We start from the raw sequence: 19,380 nt of genomic DNA, 5'->3' as shown, positions 1-19,380 counted from the left end.
GAGAAGAGAGAAGACGGCGGCGGGAGCTTCAGCCCGCCGTCGCGCCGTGCATCACCGGCGGCTGCCCCATCGCCGGATCATTGCCTTCGAAGCGCATCTTCGGCAGGAACTGCGGGTACTCGCGCTGCATGAAGTCGATGACGCCTTCGCGCACGTAACAGCGCAGGTCGAAGGCCAGGCCGGAGGTGGCGGCGGTGCAGAGCACGCGGACCTGCATGGTGCGTTCGGTGGCGTCGGTCACGCGCAGGTTGAAGAAGCGGCCGTCCCACTCGGGCGCGGCCTTCACGAGGCGTTCGACCTCGGCGCGCAGCGGCGCCAGCGGCGTGCCGTAGTCCAGGTAGAAGAAAACCGAGCCGAGCAGTTCGGCCGAATGGCGGGTCCAGTTCTGGAACGGCTTCTCGATGAAGTAGGTGAGCGGCAGGATGAGGCGCCGGTCGTCCCAGATGCGCACGACCACGAAGGTGCCGGTGATTTCCTCGACGCGGCCCCATTCGCCCTCGACCACGAGCACGTCGTCGATGCGGATCGGTTGCGACAGCGCGATCTGCAGGCCGGCGATGAGGTTGCTGAAGACGGGCTTGGCCGCCAGGCCCGCCACGATGCCGATCACGCCGGCCGAGGCCAGCAGGCTGGCGCCGACCTGGCGTGCGCCGGGGAAGGTCATGAGCATCATGGCGCCGCCGGCCACGACGACGACCGACATGGCGGTGCGCGCGAGCACGCGGGTCTGCGTGAGCACGCGGCGCGCCTGCAGGTTGTCGGAGATGTCCGAAGGGTGCTGCGCGAGCACGCCGTCGGCGAAGCCGCTGATGGCCTTGAGCACGAACCAGGTGCTGGCCGCGATGAGCAACAACCCCGTGAGATGCCGCACGCTGCCGATGAAGCGCAGGTCGTCCGGCGCCGCCTGCCACACCATCATGAGCGCCGCCAGCGGCAGCACCAGCCGCGCGGGGGCGGTGCAGTTGAGCACCATCGCATGCACGGCGGGCGCCGGGCGGGTGATCCGCCTGAGGACCATGCCCCCGATGCGGTGGGCGAGAAGGGCGAGGGGCGCGGCGATCAGGGCGGCAATCCAGGTGCCGAACCAGGGGTGTGCGAGGAGCTCTTGGGTCATCAGGCGGGGGTGGTCTTTGCTTCTGGGGTGGTGTCGTTCAGTGGTTGAAGAATGCGCGCTGCGTCGTCGCGCAGCTGCGTGGCGAGCGCCGTGGCCAGGTCGAGCCGGCGCACCAGCCAGGGGCTGATGTCGTTGTCGAATGGGTCAGGCAGTGGAATGGGGCCGCCGACGGTGGTGGCCCCCGTGCTCTCGGGGTGAGAGGGCCCTGCGATCGGAATGGTTCCCAGGGCGGCCTCGATGCGTTGCGCGGTGCGCACGAGCGGGCCTTCGATGTCGCCCGGCGTGAGGCGGTCGCGCCGCAGCACGAGCATCGACTTCACGGCGCTGAGCTGCGCGAGCAGCTGGTAGCTGTGGGCCTGCAGATGCTCCAGCGGTTCGAGCGGCGGCTGCACGGCGCGCGGTTCGGAGAGCGAGCGTTGCGTGGCCTGCACGAGCGCCGAGAGGCTGTCGTAGGCCTCGCGGCGCGCGAGCCGCCATTCGAGTTCGGGGCTGCTCTGGATGGCCTGCAGCTGGCCCAGGCCGAGTGCGAGCCGCGCATGGCGCGCCTGCGCGGTGAGCACGCGCGCCACCAGCGCCGGAATCTGCGTGCGCTCCCACGAGGGCAGCACGTAGCAGAAGCCCCAGGCCAGCGCGGCGCCGATGAGCGTGTCGGCGATGCGCTCGAACAGCGCGAAGATGGGCGCGGTGCCGGTGTTCAGCATGTGGGCCTGCAGCAGGCCCAGCACGGTGGCGGCCACGGCGGTGACGAGGTAGCGCCGCACCGCGAAGCTGTGGGCAATGGCCTGCGCGATGGTCACGGTCACCAGTAGCATCAGCGCCGAGGGGTGCGCCGACAGCAGGCCCACCGCGAGCACGCAGCCCAGCAGCGTGCCGGCGACGCGGCTGTTGCGCCGTTCCAGCGTCTGCGAGAGGCTGCCGCGTAGCACCACCACGATGGTCAGCAGGATCCAGTAGTCGTGCGAGCCCCAGGGCATCGACACGGCGATGCCGTAGCCGGCCGCGATGGCCAGCGCGGCGCGAATGGCGTGGCGCAGCGGCGGCGCGTCCCAGCGCCACAGCGCGAGGAAGGGGCGCAGCGACCAGTCGGTCGGGCTCACGAAGAGCTGCCAGTTGGCGCGCACCACGGCCAGGTTGGGCTCGGCGTCGCCGCGCGCCATGGCCGCCAGGCGCAGCACCTCGTCGTTGATGTGGCCGATGCGGCTGGCCAGCCCGCGCGCGAGCATGGCGGCCGAGGGGCCCATCTGGCCGTGCGTGTCTTCGTCGTCGGCCGTCACGTGGATCGCGGCCAGGCGCGGCCGGCGGTCGGCCACGGCGGCGGGGTGGCGGCGCATGAGCAGCGCGTCGGCCAGGCCGGCCGTTTCGTCGGCCAGCTCTTCGAGGATGCGGCGCATCTCAACCAGCGCCTGCGCGTGCGACGGATGGGCGCGCAGGACGTCCAGGTCGAGTTCGCTGGCGAGCAGCTGGTCGCGCATCTCGAGCACGATGATGAGCATGCCGGCCAGGCGCTGGCGGCGCGGCGTGCGTGGCGATTCGAGCACGATGTCGCGCGTGGCCTGCAGCTGGTCGGCCAGCGCGGCCTGCTCACGCAGCAGCTGGCCCAGCAGCGAGGCGGGGGTGTCGCGGATGTCGCGGGTTTCGTCCTGCGGCGTGAACTGGCTGGCCTCGGTGCGCATGAGCGCAGCCAGCGAAAACAGCACGTCGGCGATCGACTGGGTGCGAAAGCGCCCGTTGAGCAGCAGGTTGGCCAGCGTGGCCCACACCACGTACAGGCCCGCGCCCAGGCCGAACTCGGTGGTGCGCGCGATGGCGTCCGACAGCCCGGCGGGGGCGGGCGTGGCCATGGAGAAGATCATCGAGAACATCACCGCGATGGCGATGGGAATGCCGCGCTTGCCCCAGGCCATGGCCACGAAGGCCATGAAGGTGGCGGGCACCAGCAGCAGCCCGAGGCGGATCGGTGCGCCGTGCAGCATCTGCACCGCGAAGAACAGCGGCAGGCCGATGAGCGGCGCCGGCAGCATCTGCAGGAACTTGCCGCGGCGCGGGCCGGGCAGGTCGGGCGGCGCCGTGACGATCACGCCGGTGGCGGCGGCCGAGGCGGCCAGGGTGCCCAGCCACAGGTGCACCCCGCCCGAGATCACGAGCAGGCCGAGCGCGACGGTGAGCCCGCTCGCGACGTAGTGGCTCAGCGCAATGCGCAACGCCGCACGAACCCGCGCGGCGGCACCCGGCCCCGTCATCACTTGGCGGAGGCGTCGCCCTCGGCGGGCGCCTCGCGCTTGATGCGGGTGAGCTTGCGCGGGGCGGCCGGCGCGGCGGGTGCAGCCGCAGGGGCGTCAACGTTGCCGTCGAGCGGGGCGGCCGTCTGGTCGGTCACGGTGCTGCGGGCGTACAGATCGACCGAGGCGTCGTCGGGCGTCGAGCGGGTCGAGGCCGACACGGCGCGCACGCGGTCGCTGGCGCGCAGCTTGTCGTCCACGTTGGCGAACTTGGAGTACTTGGCGAGCAGCGGCACCAACTGGCCGTACACGCGCGGAGCGCCGGCCAGGCATTCGCGCTGGTCGAGGAAGTCGGGTTCGCCCGTGAAGTTGCCGATGAGGCCACCGGCCTCGGTCACCAGCAGCGAGCCGGCGGCCACGTCCCAGGGGTTCAGGCCGGTTTCGAAGAAGCCGTCGGTGAAGCCCGCGGCCACGTAGGCCAGGTCGAGCGCGGCGGCGCCGGGGCGGCGCAGGCCGGCCATGCGGGGCATCATGTCCGCCATGATGGCCAGGTACTGCTTGAAGTTGTCGCCGGTGCGGAACGGGAAGCCGGTGGAGATGAGGCACTCGCTGAGCTTCACGCGCTTGGACACGCGGATGCGGCGCTCGTTCATGTAGGCGCCGCGGCCCTTGGTGGCCGTGAACAGGTCGTTGCGCGAGGGGTCGTACACCACCGCCTGCTCGATCTTGCCGCGCACCGACAGCGCGATCGACACGCAGTAGACCGGGAAGCCGTGGATGAAGTTGGTGGTGCCGTCGAGCGGATCGATGATCCAGACGAACTCGGAGTCTTTGGCGCCGTATTCGGTGCCCGATTCTTCGGCCAGGATGCCGTGCCCCGGGTACGCGCCCAGCAAGGTTTCGATGATGACCTTCTCGCTGGCGTGATCGACTTCGGTGACGAAGTCATTGACCTGCTTCTGGGAGATGCGCACGGCCTCGACGTCGAGGGCAGCGCGATTGATGATGGCGCCGGCGGCGCGTGCGGCCTTGACGGCCACATTGAGCATGGGATGCAGGTTGGGGGACGACATTCTGGATTGTGAGAAGAACGGGTGGGAGAGGTCCCCAAGAATGCAATCTGGGCGACCCTGCGGTCCGGCGATGCGGGCGGCGAGAATCGGGCATTTTACCGGCTCAGCCCGTTTGTGTCTTCCCCACCCGTCATGCGCACCCGTTTCATCCTCATCCAGACCAGCCACGCCGGCAATGTGGGCGCCGCCGCCCGTGCCATGAAGACCATGGGTTTCGACGACCTGGTGCTGGTGACGCCGCGCTGGGCCAACGTGCTGCGGCGCGAGGAAACCATCCAGCGCGCCAGCGGCGCCCTGGACGTGCTGAACAACGCCCGCATCGTCGAAACGCTCGATGAAGCCCTCGACGGCGTGACCCACCTGTGCGCCACGGCCATGATCCCGCGCGACTTCGGCCCGCCCACGCGCACGCCGCGCGAGCACCTGGAGCCGCTGGCCACGCAGGGCGACCAGCACGTGGCCTTCCTGTTCGGCTCCGAGCGCTTCGGCATGCGCAACGAGGACGTCTACCGCTGCAACGTGGCCCTGAGCATCCCGACCGACCCGAAGTTCGGCTCGCTGAACCTGGGCGCGGCGATCCAGGTGGTGGCCTACGAATGGCGCCTGGCGCTGGGCGGCTACGGTGTGCGCGAGGCCATCGCGCCGGTGCAGGCGGCCGACGCGCAGGCCGTGGCCGGCATGCTCGACCACTGGGAGCGCTCGCTGGTGGACATCGGCTTTCTCGACCCGGCGGCACCCAAGAAGCTCATGCCGCGGCTGCAGCAGCTGTTCAACCGCGCGCAGCCCACGCCCGAGGAAATCCACATCCTGCGCGGCATCGCCAAGGCCATGAGCGATGCCACCCGCGAGCCGCGCGGCAGCTGAGCTGTCACAAAACCCCATCGCGCGTAAGCGAAGACGCCCGGCTTTAGACTGCCCGGCCCCTATCGATATAACGACAACAAAGGCAGCGATGTTCTCTCGACTGCGCGCCGACATCCGGTGCATCCTCGAACGCGACCCGGCCGCCCGCAGCGCCTGGGAAGTGATCACGGTCTACCCCGGCTTCCATGCCGTGGTGCTGCACCGCTGGGCGCACGCCTGTTGGACCCACGGTTTCAAGTGGCCGGCCCGCTTCATCGCGCACTGCGCGCGCGCCTTCACGGGCATCGAGATCCACCCGGCCGCCAAGATCGGCGAGCGCGTGTTCTTCGACCACGCCATGGGCGTGGTGGTCGGCGAAACCGCCGAGATCGGCGACGGCTGCACCATCTACCAGGGCGTGACCTTGGGCGGCACCTCGCTCTACAAGGGCACCAAGCGCCACCCGACGCTGGGCAAGAACGTGGTGGTGAGCGCCGGCGCCAAGGTGCTGGGCGGCTTCGTCGTGGGCGACGGCGCCAAGATCGGCTCCAACGCGGTGGTCATCAAGCCGGTGCCGGCCGGGGCGACCGCGGTGGGCATTCCGGCGCGCATCATCCCGTCGAAGGAAGGCGAGAGCGCCGACGTGGCCGCGCCGCAGAAGTTCTCGGCCTACGGCATCACGCAGGACGACGACCCGCTGAGCCAGGCCATGCGCGGCCTGATCGACAACGCCTCGAGCCAGGAGCACCAGATCGCGCTGTTGTGGCAGGCCATCGAGAAGCTGTCGGCGCAGCCGGGCACCAAGGACTGCGTGCCGGGCGACGCGGCGCGCGGCGAGTCGTTCGAGGCCGACAAGCTCACGCAGCTGATCGGCAAGTAGAAGAGGGGCAGAGGGCGCTGTCGCCGTTCAGGCGGGCGAGGCCCTGTCTCGCCGCAGGTTGTCTTCCAGCAGGTCGAGCGCATCGCCGTGGGCCAGCGCCCAGCCATAGAGCGCGCGCAAGGGCTCGACGAAGACCTCGCCCAGCGGCGTCAATGCGTACTCCACGCGTGGCGGCACCACCTGGAACACCTCGCGGTGGACCAGGCCGCCTGCCTCCGCCTCGCGCAGGGTCAGGGTCAGCATCTTCTTGGAGATGCCCGGCAGGGCGCGCTCCAGCTGCCCGGTGCGCATCGCGCCGTGGCTGAGGGCGTACAGCACCATCGAGGTCCACTTGCCGTTCAGGACGTAGTGGATGCGCCGCTGTGGACAGTCCTCGCGCAGGACCAGCGGCGTGTCGCCGGGCGGCGCCGCGACGCGCGGGACACGGCCCGCACGGTTTATCCGGTTCTTCATGGTCACTTTTTTATCCCTATCGCACTTTTACGTCACTACTTCCAGATTGGTGACGTGAAATCTACCATTCCTGTTTCGTTGCGAGGCATGGTGCCCGCCACACGACAGGAGCAGATTTTCATGAAAGCAGCCGTCATCCGATCCTTCGGCGACCCCGATCAGATCCAACTCGAAGAGGTCGCCACGCCGGTGCCGGGACCGGGCGAAGTCCTGGTCAAGGTGCTGGCCGTCGGCGTCAACCGACTGGATCACTATGTGCGCCTCGGGCAGATCGCCCCGGCCTTGCCGTTCCCGCACATCCTGGGTTCGGATGCGGTGGGTGAGGTCGCCGCACTGGGCACCGGCGCTTCGCGCTTCGCGGTGGGCGAGCGCGTGATTGCCATGCCCGGCTACCCGACCGACCCGGCAGAGGGGAACACCCGCCCGGTCACGGCCGCGGCCAGCTACGCGATTCCCGGCATTCACATGCCGGGCACCTATGCCCAGTACATCGTCGTGCCCGAGCACTGGCTGCTGCGCGACACCACCGGCCTGCCCGCCGAGCAGATGGCCGCGCTGCCGGTCTCGCTGCTGATCGCGATCCGCGCGGTGCAGGTCGTCGGCGAGGTCAAGGCCGGCGACCGGGTGCTGGTGCATGCCGGCGCGTCGAGCACCGGCATGATGAGCATCCAGGTGGCCCGCGCGCTGGGTGCGCGCGTCGTCACCACGGTGCAGAACGCGGCCTCCGCCGAACTGGCCCTCCGTCTGGGCGCCGAGCTGGCGATCGACACCGGCACGCAGGACTTCGTCGAGCCCGTGCGCGCCTGGAGCGGCGGGCAGGGGGTCGATGTCGCGATCGACAACCTCGGCGGCGATGTGCTGTCCAGGACCCTCGCGGCCGTGAAGCCCATGGGCATCGTGGTGGCGATGGGGTTCATGGCGGGCACCGACGTGCACTTCGACATCCGCAGTTTCTTCTTCGCCCAGCAGCAACTGCGCGGCACGCTGGTGGGCGACATCGAAGACTTCGCCGCCTGGCTCGACGCGATTCGGCTGGGCCAGATTCGTCCGCAGATCGACAGCGTGCTGCCGCTTTCTCAGGCTGGCGAAGCGCACCGGCGCATCGCGGCCAACGAGGCGCGGGGCAGCATCGTGCTGCAGCCGTGGGCGAGCTGAAGTGGGGCGCGCCATGGACGCTTCGCGTGCGACCGGGGACGACGAGGTGCTGCAGCGGCTGCAGGCCCTGGGACTCGCACTGCCCGAACCGCCGCCGCCGCTCGGGGCCTACCGCGCGGCGATCGAGGCGGCGGGCCTGCTGCATGTCTCCATGCAGGGGCCGGTGGTGGCGGGGCATCCGCTGCCGCGCGGGCTGCTGGGCGCCGAGTTGACGCTGGAAGAAGGCCGCCAGGCGGCCCGGCTGGCGGTGCTCAATGCGCTGGCCCAGGTGCGCCTGCACCTGGGCGGTTTTCAACGGGTGCGGCAGATCGTGCGGCTCGAAGGCCACGTCGCCTGCGTGCAGTCGTTCACCCAGCACCCGCAGGTGCTCGACGCCGCCTCCGAACTGCTGGCCAGCCTGTTCGACACGCGCGCGGGCCATGCGCGGTCGGTGTGCGGGGTGCGCAACCTGCCGGGCAACCTGCCGGTGGCCGTGACCCTGACCCTTGAAGTGGAACCCTCACGTCGCTGAGGTTGCCGATACCGCGGACGCCGCCTGGGCGTTCAGCGGTGCTCATTCCCACCACGCCTCACTCATTGAAGCGGTGCCGAGCGGCCCGTCGCCGACGTGTTCAGTTCGCTGAGCATGTGCACCAGGCGCGCCGTCGAGCGCGTGCCGAGCTTCTCGCGGATGCTGCGCAGCTGATGGTCGATCGTGGAGAGCGAGCGGTCCAGCTGGCGTGCGATTTCCTTGTAGCTCAGGCCGCCGGCCGCCAGCTTCGCCACCTTCAGCTCCGCCGGCGTCAGCGCCGCGAGGTTCGCCGGGGCCCGTTCGCTCTGCGCCTGCGCGAACCGGTGGGCGGCGCTCAGCAGCGGGCCCAGCGCGGTGCGGGCCAGGCCCGGCAACTCGTCGCACACGGCGTGCTTCCAGCGCGGGGCCCTGTGGTGCCAGTCGGCGCAGATCATGCCCACCGGCCGGTCTTCGTCGTGCACGGGAACCGCCAGCTTCGAGGCCGTGCCGGCCTGCATCAGCGTGGCGCGCAACTCCTGCGTGAAGCTGCGCTCCTGCGACACGTCGATGATGGGGGCGATGCCGCTGCCGCGCCAGACCGCGCGGATGCCCGGGTTGGCGGCGCTGAAGCGCAGGCCGATCACCGCAGGCAGCGGTTGCGACGGGCGCTGCACCTCGGCCGCGACCACGTAGTCATGCAGGTGGCCGCTGGCGTCGACATAGCCGCCGAAGCCGGCGTCGACGCGGTCGGCGTCGAGCGTGTCGCGCAGCCATTGCACCGAGATGCGCCAGCAGGCCTGCGGGTCGTCCAGGTACAGCAGCAGCTGCGCGGCCAGCTCGCGGCCCGGTCGCCAGGTGATCGCCCGCTCGCCTTCGAACAGGCGCCGCCGGAGCTGGCGTTGAAGCACAAGGATGTCGTGGTCTTCGAGCATGGGGGCCGGGCTGCAGTGCGGAAGTCGAATGCTACGGCCGGGCGTCCCCGGACGGAAGGGGCCTGCGTCCGATGGCACGCCGGAGTGGACCCGCGACGCTGCCGCCGGTCAGGCGAGCGTCGGGCCAGCGGCCGTCACGCCGCACCGCTGGCCGTCAGCGGGTCGTAGTCCGGCGAGCGCAGCAGCTCGTGCAGCTGGCGACGGCGCACGCCCATGTTGCCGCCGTCGAACAGCGGGAGCACCAGGGCGTCTTGCAGCATGCCGGCGAGCGGCAGGTCGTGGTCGTAGCTGTCGATGCCCACCACGCGCATCAGGTCGGTGATCACGCGCACCGCGGTTTCGGAGCCGTAGATCTTGGCCTGCAGCGCCAGCTCCAGCGCCGCGGGCGATTGCGTGTCCAGCGCGTGGCACGCGCGCCAGTTGAGGTAGCGCGAGGCCTCGATGGCGGTCTTGGCATCGGCCAGCGCATACCCCACGGCCTGGTGCTCGATGATCGGAAGGGTGCCGCCGCGGCATTGGGTCTTGGCGAAGTGCAAGGAGAAATCGAAGGCCCCCTGCATCAGGGCCGTGCCGAACACGCCGACCAGCGCCGCCGTCGCCGAGAAGCTGGCGGCCACGAGGCCCTTGCCGCTGCCCACCGGGCCCAGCACGTTGGCCTGCGCGGTGCGCACGCCCTCGAGGCGAAAGCGGGGCGTGAGGTGCGCGCGGTGGCCCATCGAATCGTGATAACGCTCCACCACGATGCCGCCCTCGGGCCGCGGCACGACCAGCACCGACAGCCCGCTGTCGGGCGGCGCGTCGGCGTCGGTGCGGCACACCACGCACAGCAGGTCGGCGCCTTGCTCGTCCCAGCCGGTCGCGCTCGAAATCCACTGCTTGGTGCCGTCGATGACCCACTGCCCGCCCTCGAGCCGGGCACGCGTGCGCGTGCCTTCGCCAGGGGCTGCACTATCGAAGTTGGCGCTGCCGCCGGGCTCGCTGTTGCACAGGGCGGCCAAGGGCGCGCCGGAGCCTTCCAGGAACGGCCCGAGAAAGGCCTTCTGCTGCTCGGGCGAGCCGCCGATCGTCACGGGCAGCAGGCCCAGCAGCGTGGCGAACATCGTGAGCGACACGTTGGGGTCGACGCGATAGAACTCCTCGGCCACCACGGCCATGTCCAGCATGCCCGTGCCTTCGCCGCCGAACGGCATCGGGATGATGCGCCGCAGAAAACCGGCCTTCACCAGCTTCTCGTAGAACGGACGCGTGGCGACGAAGCGCGCCAGCGGCGTGGGCAGGTGGCGCGTGGCCGGTGCGACCTCGGTCAGTACGCTGCGCGCGAAACGGCCGGCCGAGAGTTGCAACTCGCGCTGCGCGGGAGTGAGGGTGAAGTCGATCGGCATGGTGTCTCCGTTGTAGGTCTGTCCGGCTCGCGGCCCCAAGGTCGCAGGGCGGATGCGCCGGGTCGGCGGAATTGTCTGCCGGGGTCGGCCGCACCGCCTTCGCGAACATTCGCGATGCCGGTGGGCGCGTCAGGCCCTGTCCGAGGAGATGCGTGTCAGTGCGGACACGCGTGTGCATTGGCGCGGAGCCCGGCCACACAGCCTCCACACGAACCATTGAAGTTCGCTCGACGGCGGCGAAGCACGCCCCCCGCATCGCCCGGCGTGGCGCCGGGCCCGACGTCAGGAGCGCTTGGCGGAGGCGCCGTGCAGCGTGCCGTGCACGTGCCCCGCGTGCTGGCCGAAGGTCTCGGGCGAGAGTGCGGCGGTGTCCAGCTCCTGCAGGATGCCGCAGGCGCTCGCCGATTCGGGGCCGCCGCACTGCAGGCGCAGCGCCTTCAGCTGCTTTTCGAGCGTCTTCAGCTCGGCGATGCGCGAGGCCACGTGGCCGATGTGGTCGTCCAGCAGCTGGTTCACCTCGCCGCAGTCGTCCTGCGGCGCATCGCGGAATTTCAGCAGGCTGCGGATCTCGTCGAGCGTCATGTCCAGCGAGCGGCAGCGGCGGATGAAGCCCAGGCGCTGCGTGTGTTCGTCGTCGTAGATGCGGTAGTTGCCGTCGGTGCGCGCGGGCGCGGGCAGCAGCTGCTCGCGTTCGTAGTACCGGATGGTTTCGACCGGCGTGTTCGTGGCCTTGGCCAGGTCACCGATTTTCATGATGCGGCATCTCAAGGAAGTGGCAATCAACGGTTGACTCTACACCTGCTTCAGGGTTTCCAATGAAGGCATGACGAATCAGAACACCCTGAATCAGCCGGTGCCGCGTGCAGCGCCGCATGACCACGACCATGACCATGGACACAGCCATGGCCATGACCATGGGCACGACCATTCGCACGATCACGCCCCCGCCGCGCCGGCAACGGCCTGCTGCGGCAGCCCCGTATGCGGCAGCACTCCGGCATCGACCGAGCCGGCCGACCTGCCGAAGGGCGCCGTGCTGTTTCGCATTCCCACCATGGACTGCGCGGTGGAAGAGTCCGAGATCCGCCGCGCCCTCGAGCCCGTCGCGGGCGTGAAGGCCCTGCGCTTTCGCCTGAGCGAACGCACGCTGGCCCTCACGACCGAAGACGGCGCGCTGCCCGCTGCGCTCGACGCCATCCGCCAGGCCGGCTTCAAGCCCGAGCCGGTGGCATCGTCGACGGGGCAGAAGGCCGAGCCCGCGCGCTTTGCCGGCATGTCGACCGGGCTGGCGCGCCTCGTGGCCGCGCTGGTGCTGGCCATCGCGGCCGAGACCGTGTCCTTCCTGGCGCTCGACGGCGTGGGCTTCATGGCCGCCGAGATGGGGCTCGCGCTCGCGGCCATCGCGCTGGCCGGCCTGGACACCTACAAGAAGGGCTTCGCCGCGCTGGTGCGCGGGCGCCTCAACATCAACGCGCTGATGGCCGTCGCCGTCACGGGTGCCTTCATCATCGGCCAGTGGCCCGAGGCCGCGATGGTGATGGCGCTGTACGCCATCGCCGAACTCATCGAGGCCCGCGCCGTCGACCGCGCGCGCAACGCCATCCAGAGCCTGCTCGCGCTCGCGCCCGAACAGGCCGAGGTGCGGCAGCCCGACGGCAGCTGGCAGACCGTGCGCGCCGACGCGGTGGCGCTCGACGCCGTCGCACGCATCCGCCCCGGCGAGCGCGTGCCGCTGGACGGCGTGGTGCTCGAAGGCACCAGCGCCATCGACCAGGCCCCGGTCACGGGCGAGAGCATTCCGGTCGACAAGGCCGCGGGCGACGCGGTGTTTGCCGGCACCATCAACCAGACCGGCGCACTGGTGTTCCGCGTGACGGCCGTGGCGGCCAACACCACGCTCGCGCGCATCATCCATGCGGTGGAAGAGGCGCAGGGTTCGCGCGCGCCCACGCAGCGCTTCGTCGACAAGTTCGCCGCCATCTACACGCCCACCGTCTTCGTGCTGGCGCTGGGCATCGCGGTGCTCACGCCGTGGCTGCTGGACTGGACCTGGGTGCAGGCCATCTACAAGGCGCTGGTGCTGCTGGTCATCGCCTGCCCGTGCGCGCTGGTCATCTCCACGCCCGTGACGGTCGTGAGCGCGCTGGCCTCGGCCGCGCGGCGCGGCATCCTCATCAAGGGCGGCACGTACCTCGAAGAGGCACGCAAGCTCAAGGCCGTGGCGCTCGACAAGACCGGCACCATCACCGAAGGCAAACCCAAGCTGGTCGAGTCGGTGCTGATCGACAGGGCGGGCGGCGATGAAGGCGCGGTGTACGCGCTGGCCGCCAACATCGCCGGCCGTTCCGACCACCCGGTGTCGAAGGCCATCGCCCAAGGCCTGGGTGGGGCGGTCGAAGAAGTCGGCGACTTCACCGCGCTGCCCGGCCGCGGCGTGCAGGCCACGCACGCGGGCCAGCGCTACGTGCTGGGCAACCACCGGCTGATCGAAGAGCGCGGCCTGTGCTCGCCGGAACTCGAAGCCGAACTCAAGCGGCACGAAGAGGCTGGCCGCACGGTGACGCTGCTGGCATCTGAAAAGTCGGTGCTGGCGCTGTTCGCAGTGGCCGACACCATCAAGCCCTCGTCGCAAGCCGCCGTGGCCGAGCTGCGCGCGCTGGGCGTGACGCCCGTCATGCTCACCGGCGACAACACCGCCACCGCGAAGACCATCGGCGCGCACGCCGGCATCGACGACGTGCGCGGCAACCTGTTGCCTGAAGAAAAGCTCGATGCCATCCAGGCGATGCAGCAACGCTACGGCGCCGTCGCGATGACCGGCGACGGCATCAACGACGCCCCGGCACTGGCCAAGGCCGACATCGGCTTCGCCATGGGCGGCGCCGGCACCGACACCGCGATGGAGGCGGCCGACGTGGTCATCATGAACGACGACCTGCGCCGCATCCCCGAGACCATCCGCCTGTCGCGCCGCTCGCATGCCGTGCTGTGGCAGAACATCACCCTCGCACTCGGCATCAAGGGCGTGTTCTTCGTGCTCGCGGTGTTCGGCAGCGCGACCATGTGGATGGCGGTTTTCGCCGACATGGGGGCGAGCCTGCTGGTGGTGGCGAACGGGTTGCGGTTGATGCGGACCGAAAAGTGAGCGCGCTACGTCCCGTTGCTTGAGGACGTGTCAGGCAGGGCCTGGCGGGCCTCGAGCGCGGCGGCGATGCGTTCGAGGTTGGCGTTCATGCGCCGCGTTTCGACGATGTGATCCGACAGATAGTGGCGCACCTCTTCGATGTACTGGCCTTGTTTCAGGCCGCCGCTGCGGCGCATGAAGAAAATCCAGACACCGATGAGCAGCAGCATGGGGCCCCAGCTGATGATGAGTTCGACAAAGGTTCGCATGGTTCTCCCGAAGGCGTGAGAGGTGATGAAAGGGAAGTCGGCGCACAGCCGTGACGCAGGTTAGCGCAAGGTGGTCGGTCGCCGGCATCGGCGGCGCGCAGAACTCACTAACATCGGGCGACTTTTCCGTCTTCACGACTTCCCCGCCCATGTCCGTCACCACCCTCCTGCTGCAACTCGTCGTCATCCTCACCACCGCGCGCCTGTGCGGCTGGGTGCTGCGTCATGTGGGGCAGCCGAGCGTGGTGGGCGAGATGGCGGCGGGGCTGATGCTCGGGCCGGCGGTCATGGGGCTGCTCTTTCCGTCGCTGCATGTGCAGCTGTTCGCCAAGGAGTCGCTGCAAGGGCTGTCGTCGCTGGCGACGGTGGGGCTCGTGCTGTTCATGTTCGTGGTCGGGCTGGAGCTGCGGGCCACGCGCAACATGCGCGCGCAGCTCAAGGCGGCCGGGGCGGTGGGCGTGCTGAGCGTGGCGGTGCCGGTGGTGCTGGGCATCGCGATCTCGCCGATGTTGCATCCCACGCTCGCGCCGGCCGGCGTGGGCTTCTGGCCCTTTGCGCTGTTCATGGCGGCGGCGCTGTCGATCACGGCGTTTCCGGTGATGGCGCGCATCCTGAAAGACCGCGGCATGACGCGCACGCCCTTCGGCCAGCTCTCGCTGAGCGCGGCGGCGGTGGTCGACGTGTTCGCGTGGATCCTGCTGGCCTTCGTGGTCGCGACCATCGGCGCGGGCGAAGGCTATGCCGGCCTGCTGAAGACCTCGGTCGGCGTGGTGGTGTTGCTGGCCTTCCTGTTCTTCGGCCTGAAGCCGGCCTTCGCGTGGCTGCTGCGCGTGAAGGCGCCCGACGGCGAGCCGTCGACCACGCTGATGGCCTCGCTCATGATCGGCCTCTTGCTGTGCGCGCTGCTCACCGAATGGCTGCACCTGCATGCGGTGTTCGGCGCCTTCCTGTTCGGCGCCTGCCTGCCGCGCGACGACCGCCTGCTGCGCTCGCTGAGCGAGCGCATCGAGCCCATTTCCATCGTCGTGCTGATGCCGCTGTTCTTCGCGCTCGCGGGGCTGGGCACCACGGCCAACGCGTTCTCGGGCGCGAGCCTGGGCGCGATGCTGCTGATCGTGGGCGTGGCCACGGTGGGCAAGATCGCGGGCGGCGCGGCGGGCGCGCGCATCGCCGGCTACAGCTGGCGCGACAGCCTGGCCACCGGCTCGCTCATGAACGCGCGCGGGCTGATGGAACTCATCGTCATGAAGATCGGCCTCGACGTCGGCCTGATCGGCCCCGAGCTGTTCACGATGCTGCTGGTAATGGCACTCGCCACCACCGCGATGACCGGGCCGCTGATGACGCTGTGCATCGGCCGCAAGGCCCGGCCCGCCGAGACGGCACACGCCGAGTCCTGAGCCCGCACTTCAGCCGTTGCGGCGCACGCTGAAGCCGATGCGCGTCTCGCCGTTCTGGCTCGACGCGAACACCTGCCCGCCGTGCATGCGCGCGATCGCCTCGACGATCGACAGGCCCAGCCCGTGGTGGCGCGTGGAGCTTTCGCGCGCCTGGGCTGCACGGTAGAAGCGCTCGAACAGGCGCGGCAATGCCTCGGGATCGATCGGTGCGCCGCGGTTGACCACGGCGATGGTGTTGTGTTCTCCGCCAGGGCCCGCCGCAATCTCGATGCGCACGGTCGAGGCCGGCTCGGCAAAGCGGATGGCGTTGCCCAGCAGGTTGAAGAGGGCGCGCCGGATCAGCCCCGCGTCCGCCTCGGCCACGGCCTCGCCATGCACTTCGGCGCGCAGGCCGGCCTCGTCGAGCATGGCGTCGTAGAAGTCGATCACGTCGCGCGCCTGGTCCGCCAGATTCACAGGCGCCTTCGAGCGCGCCGAGGTGCCTCGGTCGGCCTTCGAAAGAAACAGCATGTCGGTCACGATGCCCGACAGCCGCCCCATCTCCTCGAGGTTGGAGGCCAGCACGCTTTGCAGCTCCTCGTTGCTGCGCGGGCGCGTCAGTGCCACCTCGGTAGAGCCCAGCAGGTTGGCCAGCGGCGTGCGCAACTCGTGCGCCACGTCGGCATTGAACGACTCCAGCTGCACATAGGCGCGCTGCACCCGCGCCAGCAGCGCGTTGAACTGCGTGATCCAGGGGCGCAGTTCTTCGGCGAAGGCGCCGGGGTCGATGGACTGGTGGACGTGGTCGGGCGTGATGGCCGCGGTGCGCTCGGCCAGCGCTTTCAGCGGTCGCAGCCCGCGCCGCACCAGCCATGTACCGGTGAGCGACACCAGCGCCGTGCCCAGCACCACCGCGCCCAGCAGCGTCCAGGCCAGCCTTTCGAGCAGTCGGGTGTCTTGTGCGATGTTCACGCCGACCTGCACCGACAGGTTGGTGTGGAAGTCGCCGTTCTGCCAGGGCACGACGATGGCGCGTCGCAGCCAGCGGCCCTGCGGCGGGGGTGTCGATTGGAAGAGCTCGTGGCCCGCGTTCGCGATCGACAGGGTCACGTCGTCCTGCATCGAGAAGAAGTCGTCGAGCTTGTGGCGCAGAAAGACGAGGTCGCCGCCTTTCTCGGCCTCCTTGAGCAGGTGCTCGACGAGCACCGTCTTCTGGTCGAGCGCGTCGCGCTGCTTGGCGCCGAAGCTCCAGGCCGTGACGAAGTAGATCGCCAGGCAGATGATGCTCAGGCCGAACAGCGTCTGTGCGGCGAACCAGAACGAGAGCCGGCTCTGGATCGAATGCGGCTTCGGGCTCATGCCCAGGAGCGGTCTTCGAGTACGTATCCCATGCCGCGCACGGTGTGCAGCAGCTTCACATCGAAGGGGTCGTCGATCTTGCTGCGCAGGCGGCGGATCGCCACTTCGACCACGTTGGTGTCGCTGTCGAAGTTCATGTCCCACACCTGCTCGGCGAGCGTGGAGCGCGACAAGATCTGCCCGCGCCGGCGCAGCAGCACCACGAGCAGCGTGAACTCCTTGGCCGTGAGGTCCAGCCGCGTGCGGTTGCGCATGCACTTGCGGCTCACCAGGTCGAGTTCCAGGTCGGCCAGGCGCAGCACCGTGGGCTCCTGCGTCTTGCCGCGTCGCAGCAACGCCTGCACGCGCGCCAGCAGCTCCGAGAAAGAGAAGGGCTTCACCAGGTAGTCGTCGGCGCCTTGCTGCAGGCCCTGCACGCGGTCTTCGACCTTGTCGCGCGCGGTGAGCACCAGCACGGGCACGTTCTTCGTGCGGCGAATGGCCTGCAGCACGGCAAAGCCGTCGATGCCGGGCAGCATCACGTCGAGCAGCACCAGTGCGTACTCGCCCTCGGTGGCGAGGTAGCGGCCTTCGATGCCATCGCGGGCGATGTCGACGACGTAGCCGTTCTCCTCCAGCCCTTTTTTGAGGTAGTCGCCCAGTTTGGGCTCATCTTCGATGACAAGAATTCGCATGGTACGGATCGTACCCAAGGCCTCTCGATAGGCTGGTTACGATTTAGTAATCCTATTGAAGGACAAAGCGCCGACACGCTGTCATACAGTGGGCCGGGCCCTCGGTTCGCAGGGCCTTTCTCGGTCGGCGGGTCACGCCCCGTCGATATACTTTTGTCAACAATGCGCCGCTGGCTCCTCATTTTCCTGCTGTTTCTCCTGCCTTTCCAGTACAGCTGGGCGGTGTCGGCAGCCTATTGCCTGCACGAAGGCGACAAGGGCAGCGGGCACTGGGGTCACCACGAGGACGAGCCGCGTGGCACCGACCGCACCCACGCGGGCGACGGCGCCAAGAAAGACAGCACCCGCCAGCCCAACGCGGCGGTCGGCCATTGCATCGTTGCCCATTTCGGGCAGGCCCAGCATGCGGACACCGCCGCCGCGCTGCCGGTCCAGGCGCCCGTGGCTTCGCAGCCGCTGCGCGCCGCTTCCACCGAACGCTTCGCCTCGCACATCGCCGAAGTGCCGGTGCGCCCCGACTGGTTGCTCGCCGCTTGATTCGGCGAGAGCACAGCACCTTTTCTTTTTTCTGATCCCACCGATCCGCTGAGCGCTTTTCGCCGAATTCGTCCGTCCGTTGTTTCGCAACCCAGGAGAATTCGATGCGCACGCTTTTCGTGCCGCTGGCCGTGTTGGCCTTGGCGGTACCCCCGGCCTTTTCACAGCAGACCCCGCAGGCGGCCGGTCCCTCGTCGTCCCTGTCGGCACCCGCCCGCACGCTGGAGCCCGAAGGCCCGCTGACCCTGCGCACCGCCGTCGCGCTGGCGCTGCAGGCCAACCCGGGCCTGTCGGCCGCGCGCCATGAGCAGGCCGCCGCCGACGGCGCCGTGGTGCAGGCCGGCGCCTGGCCCAACCCTACGCTCGACACGCAGCTGGAAGACCTGCGCCGCAACAACCGCACGACCACGCTGCAGCTGAGCCAGCCCCTCGAGCTGGGCGGCAAGCGCGCCGCGCGGGTCACGGCGGCCGAGCGTGCGCGCGACCAGGCGGTGTCGGCGCTGTCGGCGCGGCGCGCCGAACTGCGCGCCGCGGCCGTCACTGCCTTCTTCGACGTGCTGACCGCGCAGGAGCGCCTGCGCCTGGCGCAAGACTCGGTGGGGCTCGCACAGATCGCCACCCGCGCCGCGGCCAACCGCGTGGCGGCCGGCAAGGTGTCGCCGCTCGAAGAAACCAAGGCGCGCGTGGCCGAGGCCGGCATCCGCGTCGAACTGCTGCAGGCCGAAGGCACGCTGCGCGCGTCGCGCCAGCTGCTGGCCGCGCTGTGGGGCAACCCGTCGCCGCGCTTCACGCAGGTGGACGGCGCGGTCGACCAGCTGCCCACCCAAGCCGCCGCGCCCGAGGTGGCGCGCCGCCTGCCCGATGCGCCCGTGCTGCGCCAGGCCCGGCTCGAGGTCGAGCGCCGCCGCGCGCTGAGCGACCTGGAGCAGGCCAAGCGCATTCCCGACGTGACTGTGTCGCTCGGCGTCAAGCGCGTGCCCGCGTCGGAAGGCGAGGGCGGCGAGGCCGTGAGCAGCAGCCGGCGAAACCAGGTGGTGGTGGGCCTGTCGGTGCCGCTGCCGATCTTCGACACCAATCGCGGCAACATCGCCGAAGCACTGAGCCGCGAAGACAAGGCGCGCGACGAACTCGCCGCCGCCGAGTTGCAACTGGGCGCCGACGTGGCCCAGGCCAGCGAGCGCCTGCGCTCCGCGCGCGCCACCGCCGAGACGCTGCAGCGCGACGCACTGCCCGGCGCCGAGACCGCCTACCGCGCCGCCACCAAGGGCTTCGAGCTGGGCAAGTTCAGCTTTCTCGAGGCGCTCGACGCGCAGCGCACGCTGTTCCAGGTGCGCAACCAGTACCTCGTCGCGCTGGCCGAGGCGCACCGCGCGGCCGGCGAACTCGACCGCCTGCTGGGCACCGAGGGCGACGACATCGCCTCGAACGCGACGCCGAACGCGACGCCCAACGCGACGCCGATCGCGCGCTGAAGAAGAACACCGAACCGATTCCGAC

General features: G+C 69.8%; 18 protein-coding genes. 8 read left to right on the top strand and 10 right to left on the bottom strand.

Annotated elements, in window-relative coordinates; translation table 11 throughout:
- Nucleotides 1–28: 28 nt before the first annotated feature.
- From AC3WQM_RS26290 to AC3WQM_RS26280, 3 genes are read right to left on the bottom strand one after another with little or no spacing between them, the layout of a single operon-like run.
- Entirely contained in the window at nucleotides 29–1,114 is a 1,086-nt protein-coding gene (locus AC3WQM_RS26290) for a mechanosensitive ion channel family protein (protein WP_492682869.1), read from the bottom strand.
- Complete coding sequence (locus AC3WQM_RS26285) at nucleotides 1,114–3,354, bottom strand: FUSC family protein (protein WP_492682867.1); 2,241 nt, start codon at nucleotides 3,352–3,354, stop codon at nucleotides 1,114–1,116. Before AC3WQM_RS26285 ends, AC3WQM_RS26290 begins: the two co-directional genes overlap by 1 nt.
- Nucleotides 3,354–4,406, bottom strand: coding sequence for an inositol monophosphatase family protein (locus AC3WQM_RS26280; protein ID WP_492682865.1), 1,053 nt, complete (start codon nucleotides 4,404–4,406; stop codon nucleotides 3,354–3,356). The genes AC3WQM_RS26285 and AC3WQM_RS26280 overlap by 1 nt, the downstream gene beginning before the upstream one ends.
- A 132-nt stretch (nucleotides 4,407–4,538) precedes the next feature.
- Here AC3WQM_RS26280 and AC3WQM_RS26275 point away from each other — a divergent pair, with 132 nt between their 5' ends.
- Both AC3WQM_RS26275 and cysE read left to right on the top strand, forming a co-directional pair.
- Nucleotides 4,539–5,270 carry an RNA methyltransferase gene (locus AC3WQM_RS26275; protein ID WP_492682863.1) on the top strand — a complete coding sequence of 244 codons (732 nt, stop codon included), beginning with the start codon at nucleotides 4,539–4,541 and terminating at the stop codon, nucleotides 5,268–5,270.
- A complete protein-coding gene (gene cysE, locus AC3WQM_RS26270) occupies nucleotides 5,242–6,129 on the top strand; it encodes a serine O-acetyltransferase (protein ID WP_492682861.1) in 888 nt (295 codons plus the stop codon). Before AC3WQM_RS26275 ends, cysE begins: the two co-directional genes overlap by 29 nt.
- A gap of 27 nt (nucleotides 6,130–6,156) precedes the next feature.
- Here the strand turns inward: cysE and AC3WQM_RS26265 are convergent, their stop codons facing one another.
- Nucleotides 6,157–6,582, bottom strand: a complete 426-nt coding sequence (locus AC3WQM_RS26265) for a winged helix-turn-helix transcriptional regulator (RefSeq protein WP_492682859.1) — start codon at nucleotides 6,580–6,582, stop codon at nucleotides 6,157–6,159.
- A gap of 120 nt (nucleotides 6,583–6,702) precedes the next feature.
- On the opposite strand from AC3WQM_RS26265, the gene AC3WQM_RS26260 reads away from it, so the two are divergent.
- Together AC3WQM_RS26260 and AC3WQM_RS26255 are read left to right on the top strand one after the other, a co-directional pair.
- Nucleotides 6,703–7,737 carry a quinone oxidoreductase family protein gene (locus AC3WQM_RS26260; RefSeq protein WP_492682857.1) on the top strand — a complete coding sequence of 345 codons (1,035 nt, stop codon included), beginning with the start codon at nucleotides 6,703–6,705 and terminating at the stop codon, nucleotides 7,735–7,737.
- 13 nt (nucleotides 7,738–7,750) lie between these two features.
- The gene (locus tag AC3WQM_RS26255) at nucleotides 7,751–8,248 is read left to right on the top strand and encodes a RidA family protein (RefSeq protein WP_492682855.1); all 498 of its coding nucleotides are present in this window, start codon (nucleotides 7,751–7,753) and stop codon (nucleotides 8,246–8,248) included.
- A 62-nt stretch (nucleotides 8,249–8,310) separates the two neighbouring features.
- Here AC3WQM_RS26255 and AC3WQM_RS26250 read toward each other — a convergent pair whose 3' ends face one another.
- The 3 genes from AC3WQM_RS26250 to cadR form a co-directional block, all read right to left on the bottom strand.
- A complete protein-coding gene (locus AC3WQM_RS26250; protein ID WP_492682853.1) occupies nucleotides 8,311–9,159 on the bottom strand; it encodes a helix-turn-helix transcriptional regulator in 849 nt (282 codons plus the stop codon).
- 134 nt (nucleotides 9,160–9,293) lie between these two features.
- Nucleotides 9,294–10,541, bottom strand: a complete 1,248-nt coding sequence (locus AC3WQM_RS26245) for an acyl-CoA dehydrogenase family protein (RefSeq protein ID WP_492682851.1) — start codon at nucleotides 10,539–10,541, stop codon at nucleotides 9,294–9,296.
- Between the two features lie 282 nt (nucleotides 10,542–10,823).
- The gene (gene cadR / locus AC3WQM_RS26240) at nucleotides 10,824–11,294 is read right to left on the bottom strand and encodes a Cd(II)/Pb(II)-responsive transcriptional regulator (protein ID WP_492682849.1); all 471 of its coding nucleotides are present in this window, start codon (nucleotides 11,292–11,294) and stop codon (nucleotides 10,824–10,826) included.
- A gap of 70 nt (nucleotides 11,295–11,364) precedes the next feature.
- Between cadR and AC3WQM_RS26235 the strand changes: the two genes are divergently transcribed.
- Entirely contained in the window at nucleotides 11,365–13,686 is a 2,322-nt protein-coding gene (locus AC3WQM_RS26235; RefSeq protein ID WP_492682847.1) for a heavy metal translocating P-type ATPase, read from the top strand.
- Between the two features lie 5 nt (nucleotides 13,687–13,691).
- Here AC3WQM_RS26235 and AC3WQM_RS26230 read toward each other — a convergent pair whose 3' ends face one another.
- Nucleotides 13,692–13,934 (bottom strand): hypothetical protein, encoded by a 243-nt coding sequence (locus tag AC3WQM_RS26230; protein ID WP_492682897.1) that lies wholly within the window; start codon nucleotides 13,932–13,934, stop codon nucleotides 13,692–13,694.
- Between the two features lie 149 nt (nucleotides 13,935–14,083).
- Here AC3WQM_RS26230 and AC3WQM_RS26225 point away from each other — a divergent pair, with 149 nt between their 5' ends.
- Entirely contained in the window at nucleotides 14,084–15,334 is a 1,251-nt protein-coding gene (locus AC3WQM_RS26225) for a cation:proton antiporter (protein ID WP_492682845.1), read from the top strand.
- Between the two features lie 9 nt (nucleotides 15,335–15,343).
- Here the strand turns inward: AC3WQM_RS26225 and AC3WQM_RS26220 are convergent, their stop codons facing one another.
- Together AC3WQM_RS26220 and AC3WQM_RS26215 are read right to left on the bottom strand one after the other, a co-directional pair.
- Complete coding sequence (locus AC3WQM_RS26220) at nucleotides 15,344–16,672, bottom strand: heavy metal sensor histidine kinase (RefSeq protein WP_492682843.1); 1,329 nt, start codon at nucleotides 16,670–16,672, stop codon at nucleotides 15,344–15,346.
- The gene (locus AC3WQM_RS26215) at nucleotides 16,669–17,346 is read right to left on the bottom strand and encodes a heavy metal response regulator transcription factor (protein ID WP_489058799.1); all 678 of its coding nucleotides are present in this window, start codon (nucleotides 17,344–17,346) and stop codon (nucleotides 16,669–16,671) included. Before AC3WQM_RS26215 ends, AC3WQM_RS26220 begins: the two co-directional genes overlap by 4 nt.
- Nucleotides 17,347–17,508: 162 nt before the next feature.
- Here AC3WQM_RS26215 and AC3WQM_RS26210 point away from each other — a divergent pair, with 162 nt between their 5' ends.
- Nucleotides 17,509–17,883 (top strand): hypothetical protein, encoded by a 375-nt coding sequence (locus tag AC3WQM_RS26210; RefSeq protein ID WP_492682841.1) that lies wholly within the window; start codon nucleotides 17,509–17,511, stop codon nucleotides 17,881–17,883.
- A 104-nt stretch (nucleotides 17,884–17,987) separates the two neighbouring features.
- Nucleotides 17,988–19,355, top strand: a complete 1,368-nt coding sequence (locus AC3WQM_RS26205) for a TolC family protein (protein ID WP_492682839.1) — start codon at nucleotides 17,988–17,990, stop codon at nucleotides 19,353–19,355.
- Nucleotides 19,356–19,380: the final 25 nt, after the last annotated feature.

Source organism: Variovorax sp. FW301-JW7 (genome assembly GCF_058788795.1).
This window is presented reverse-complemented; position numbering and strand designations above follow the sequence as displayed.

Bases quoted from the DNA above. Each gene is read 5' to 3' on its own strand.
- AC3WQM_RS26220 (WP_492682843.1), bottom strand. From the start codon at position 16,672: ATGAGCCCGAAGCCGCATTCGATCCAGAGCCGGCTCTCGTTCTGGTTC.
- AC3WQM_RS26265 (WP_492682859.1), bottom strand. From the start codon at position 6,582: ATGAAGAACCGGATAAACCGTGCGGGCCGTGTCCCGCGCGTCGCGGCG.
- AC3WQM_RS26250 (WP_492682853.1), bottom strand. From the start codon at position 9,159: ATGCTCGAAGACCACGACATCCTTGTGCTTCAACGCCAGCTCCGGCGG.
- AC3WQM_RS26290 (WP_492682869.1), bottom strand. From the start codon at position 1,114: ATGACCCAAGAGCTCCTCGCACACCCCTGGTTCGGCACCTGGATTGCC.
- AC3WQM_RS26205 (WP_492682839.1), top strand. From the start codon at position 17,988: ATGCGCACGCTTTTCGTGCCGCTGGCCGTGTTGGCCTTGGCGGTACCC.
- AC3WQM_RS26225 (WP_492682845.1), top strand. From the start codon at position 14,084: ATGTCCGTCACCACCCTCCTGCTGCAACTCGTCGTCATCCTCACCACC.
- AC3WQM_RS26255 (WP_492682855.1), top strand. From the start codon at position 7,751: ATGGACGCTTCGCGTGCGACCGGGGACGACGAGGTGCTGCAGCGGCTG.
- AC3WQM_RS26280 (WP_492682865.1), bottom strand. From the start codon at position 4,406: ATGTCGTCCCCCAACCTGCATCCCATGCTCAATGTGGCCGTCAAGGCC.
- AC3WQM_RS26260 (WP_492682857.1), top strand. From the start codon at position 6,703: ATGAAAGCAGCCGTCATCCGATCCTTCGGCGACCCCGATCAGATCCAA.
- cysE (WP_492682861.1), top strand. From the start codon at position 5,242: ATGCCACCCGCGAGCCGCGCGGCAGCTGAGCTGTCACAAAACCCCATC.
- AC3WQM_RS26275 (WP_492682863.1), top strand. From the start codon at position 4,539: ATGCGCACCCGTTTCATCCTCATCCAGACCAGCCACGCCGGCAATGTG.
- AC3WQM_RS26235 (WP_492682847.1), top strand. From the start codon at position 11,365: ATGACGAATCAGAACACCCTGAATCAGCCGGTGCCGCGTGCAGCGCCG.
- AC3WQM_RS26215 (WP_489058799.1), bottom strand. From the start codon at position 17,346: ATGCGAATTCTTGTCATCGAAGATGAGCCCAAACTGGGCGACTACCTC.
- AC3WQM_RS26245 (WP_492682851.1), bottom strand. From the start codon at position 10,541: ATGCCGATCGACTTCACCCTCACTCCCGCGCAGCGCGAGTTGCAACTC.
- AC3WQM_RS26210 (WP_492682841.1), top strand. From the start codon at position 17,509: ATGCGCCGCTGGCTCCTCATTTTCCTGCTGTTTCTCCTGCCTTTCCAG.
- cadR (WP_492682849.1), bottom strand. From the start codon at position 11,294: ATGAAAATCGGTGACCTGGCCAAGGCCACGAACACGCCGGTCGAAACC.
- AC3WQM_RS26230 (WP_492682897.1), bottom strand. From the start codon at position 13,934: ATGCGAACCTTTGTCGAACTCATCATCAGCTGGGGCCCCATGCTGCTG.
- AC3WQM_RS26285 (WP_492682867.1), bottom strand. From the start codon at position 3,354: ATGACGGGGCCGGGTGCCGCCGCGCGGGTTCGTGCGGCGTTGCGCATT.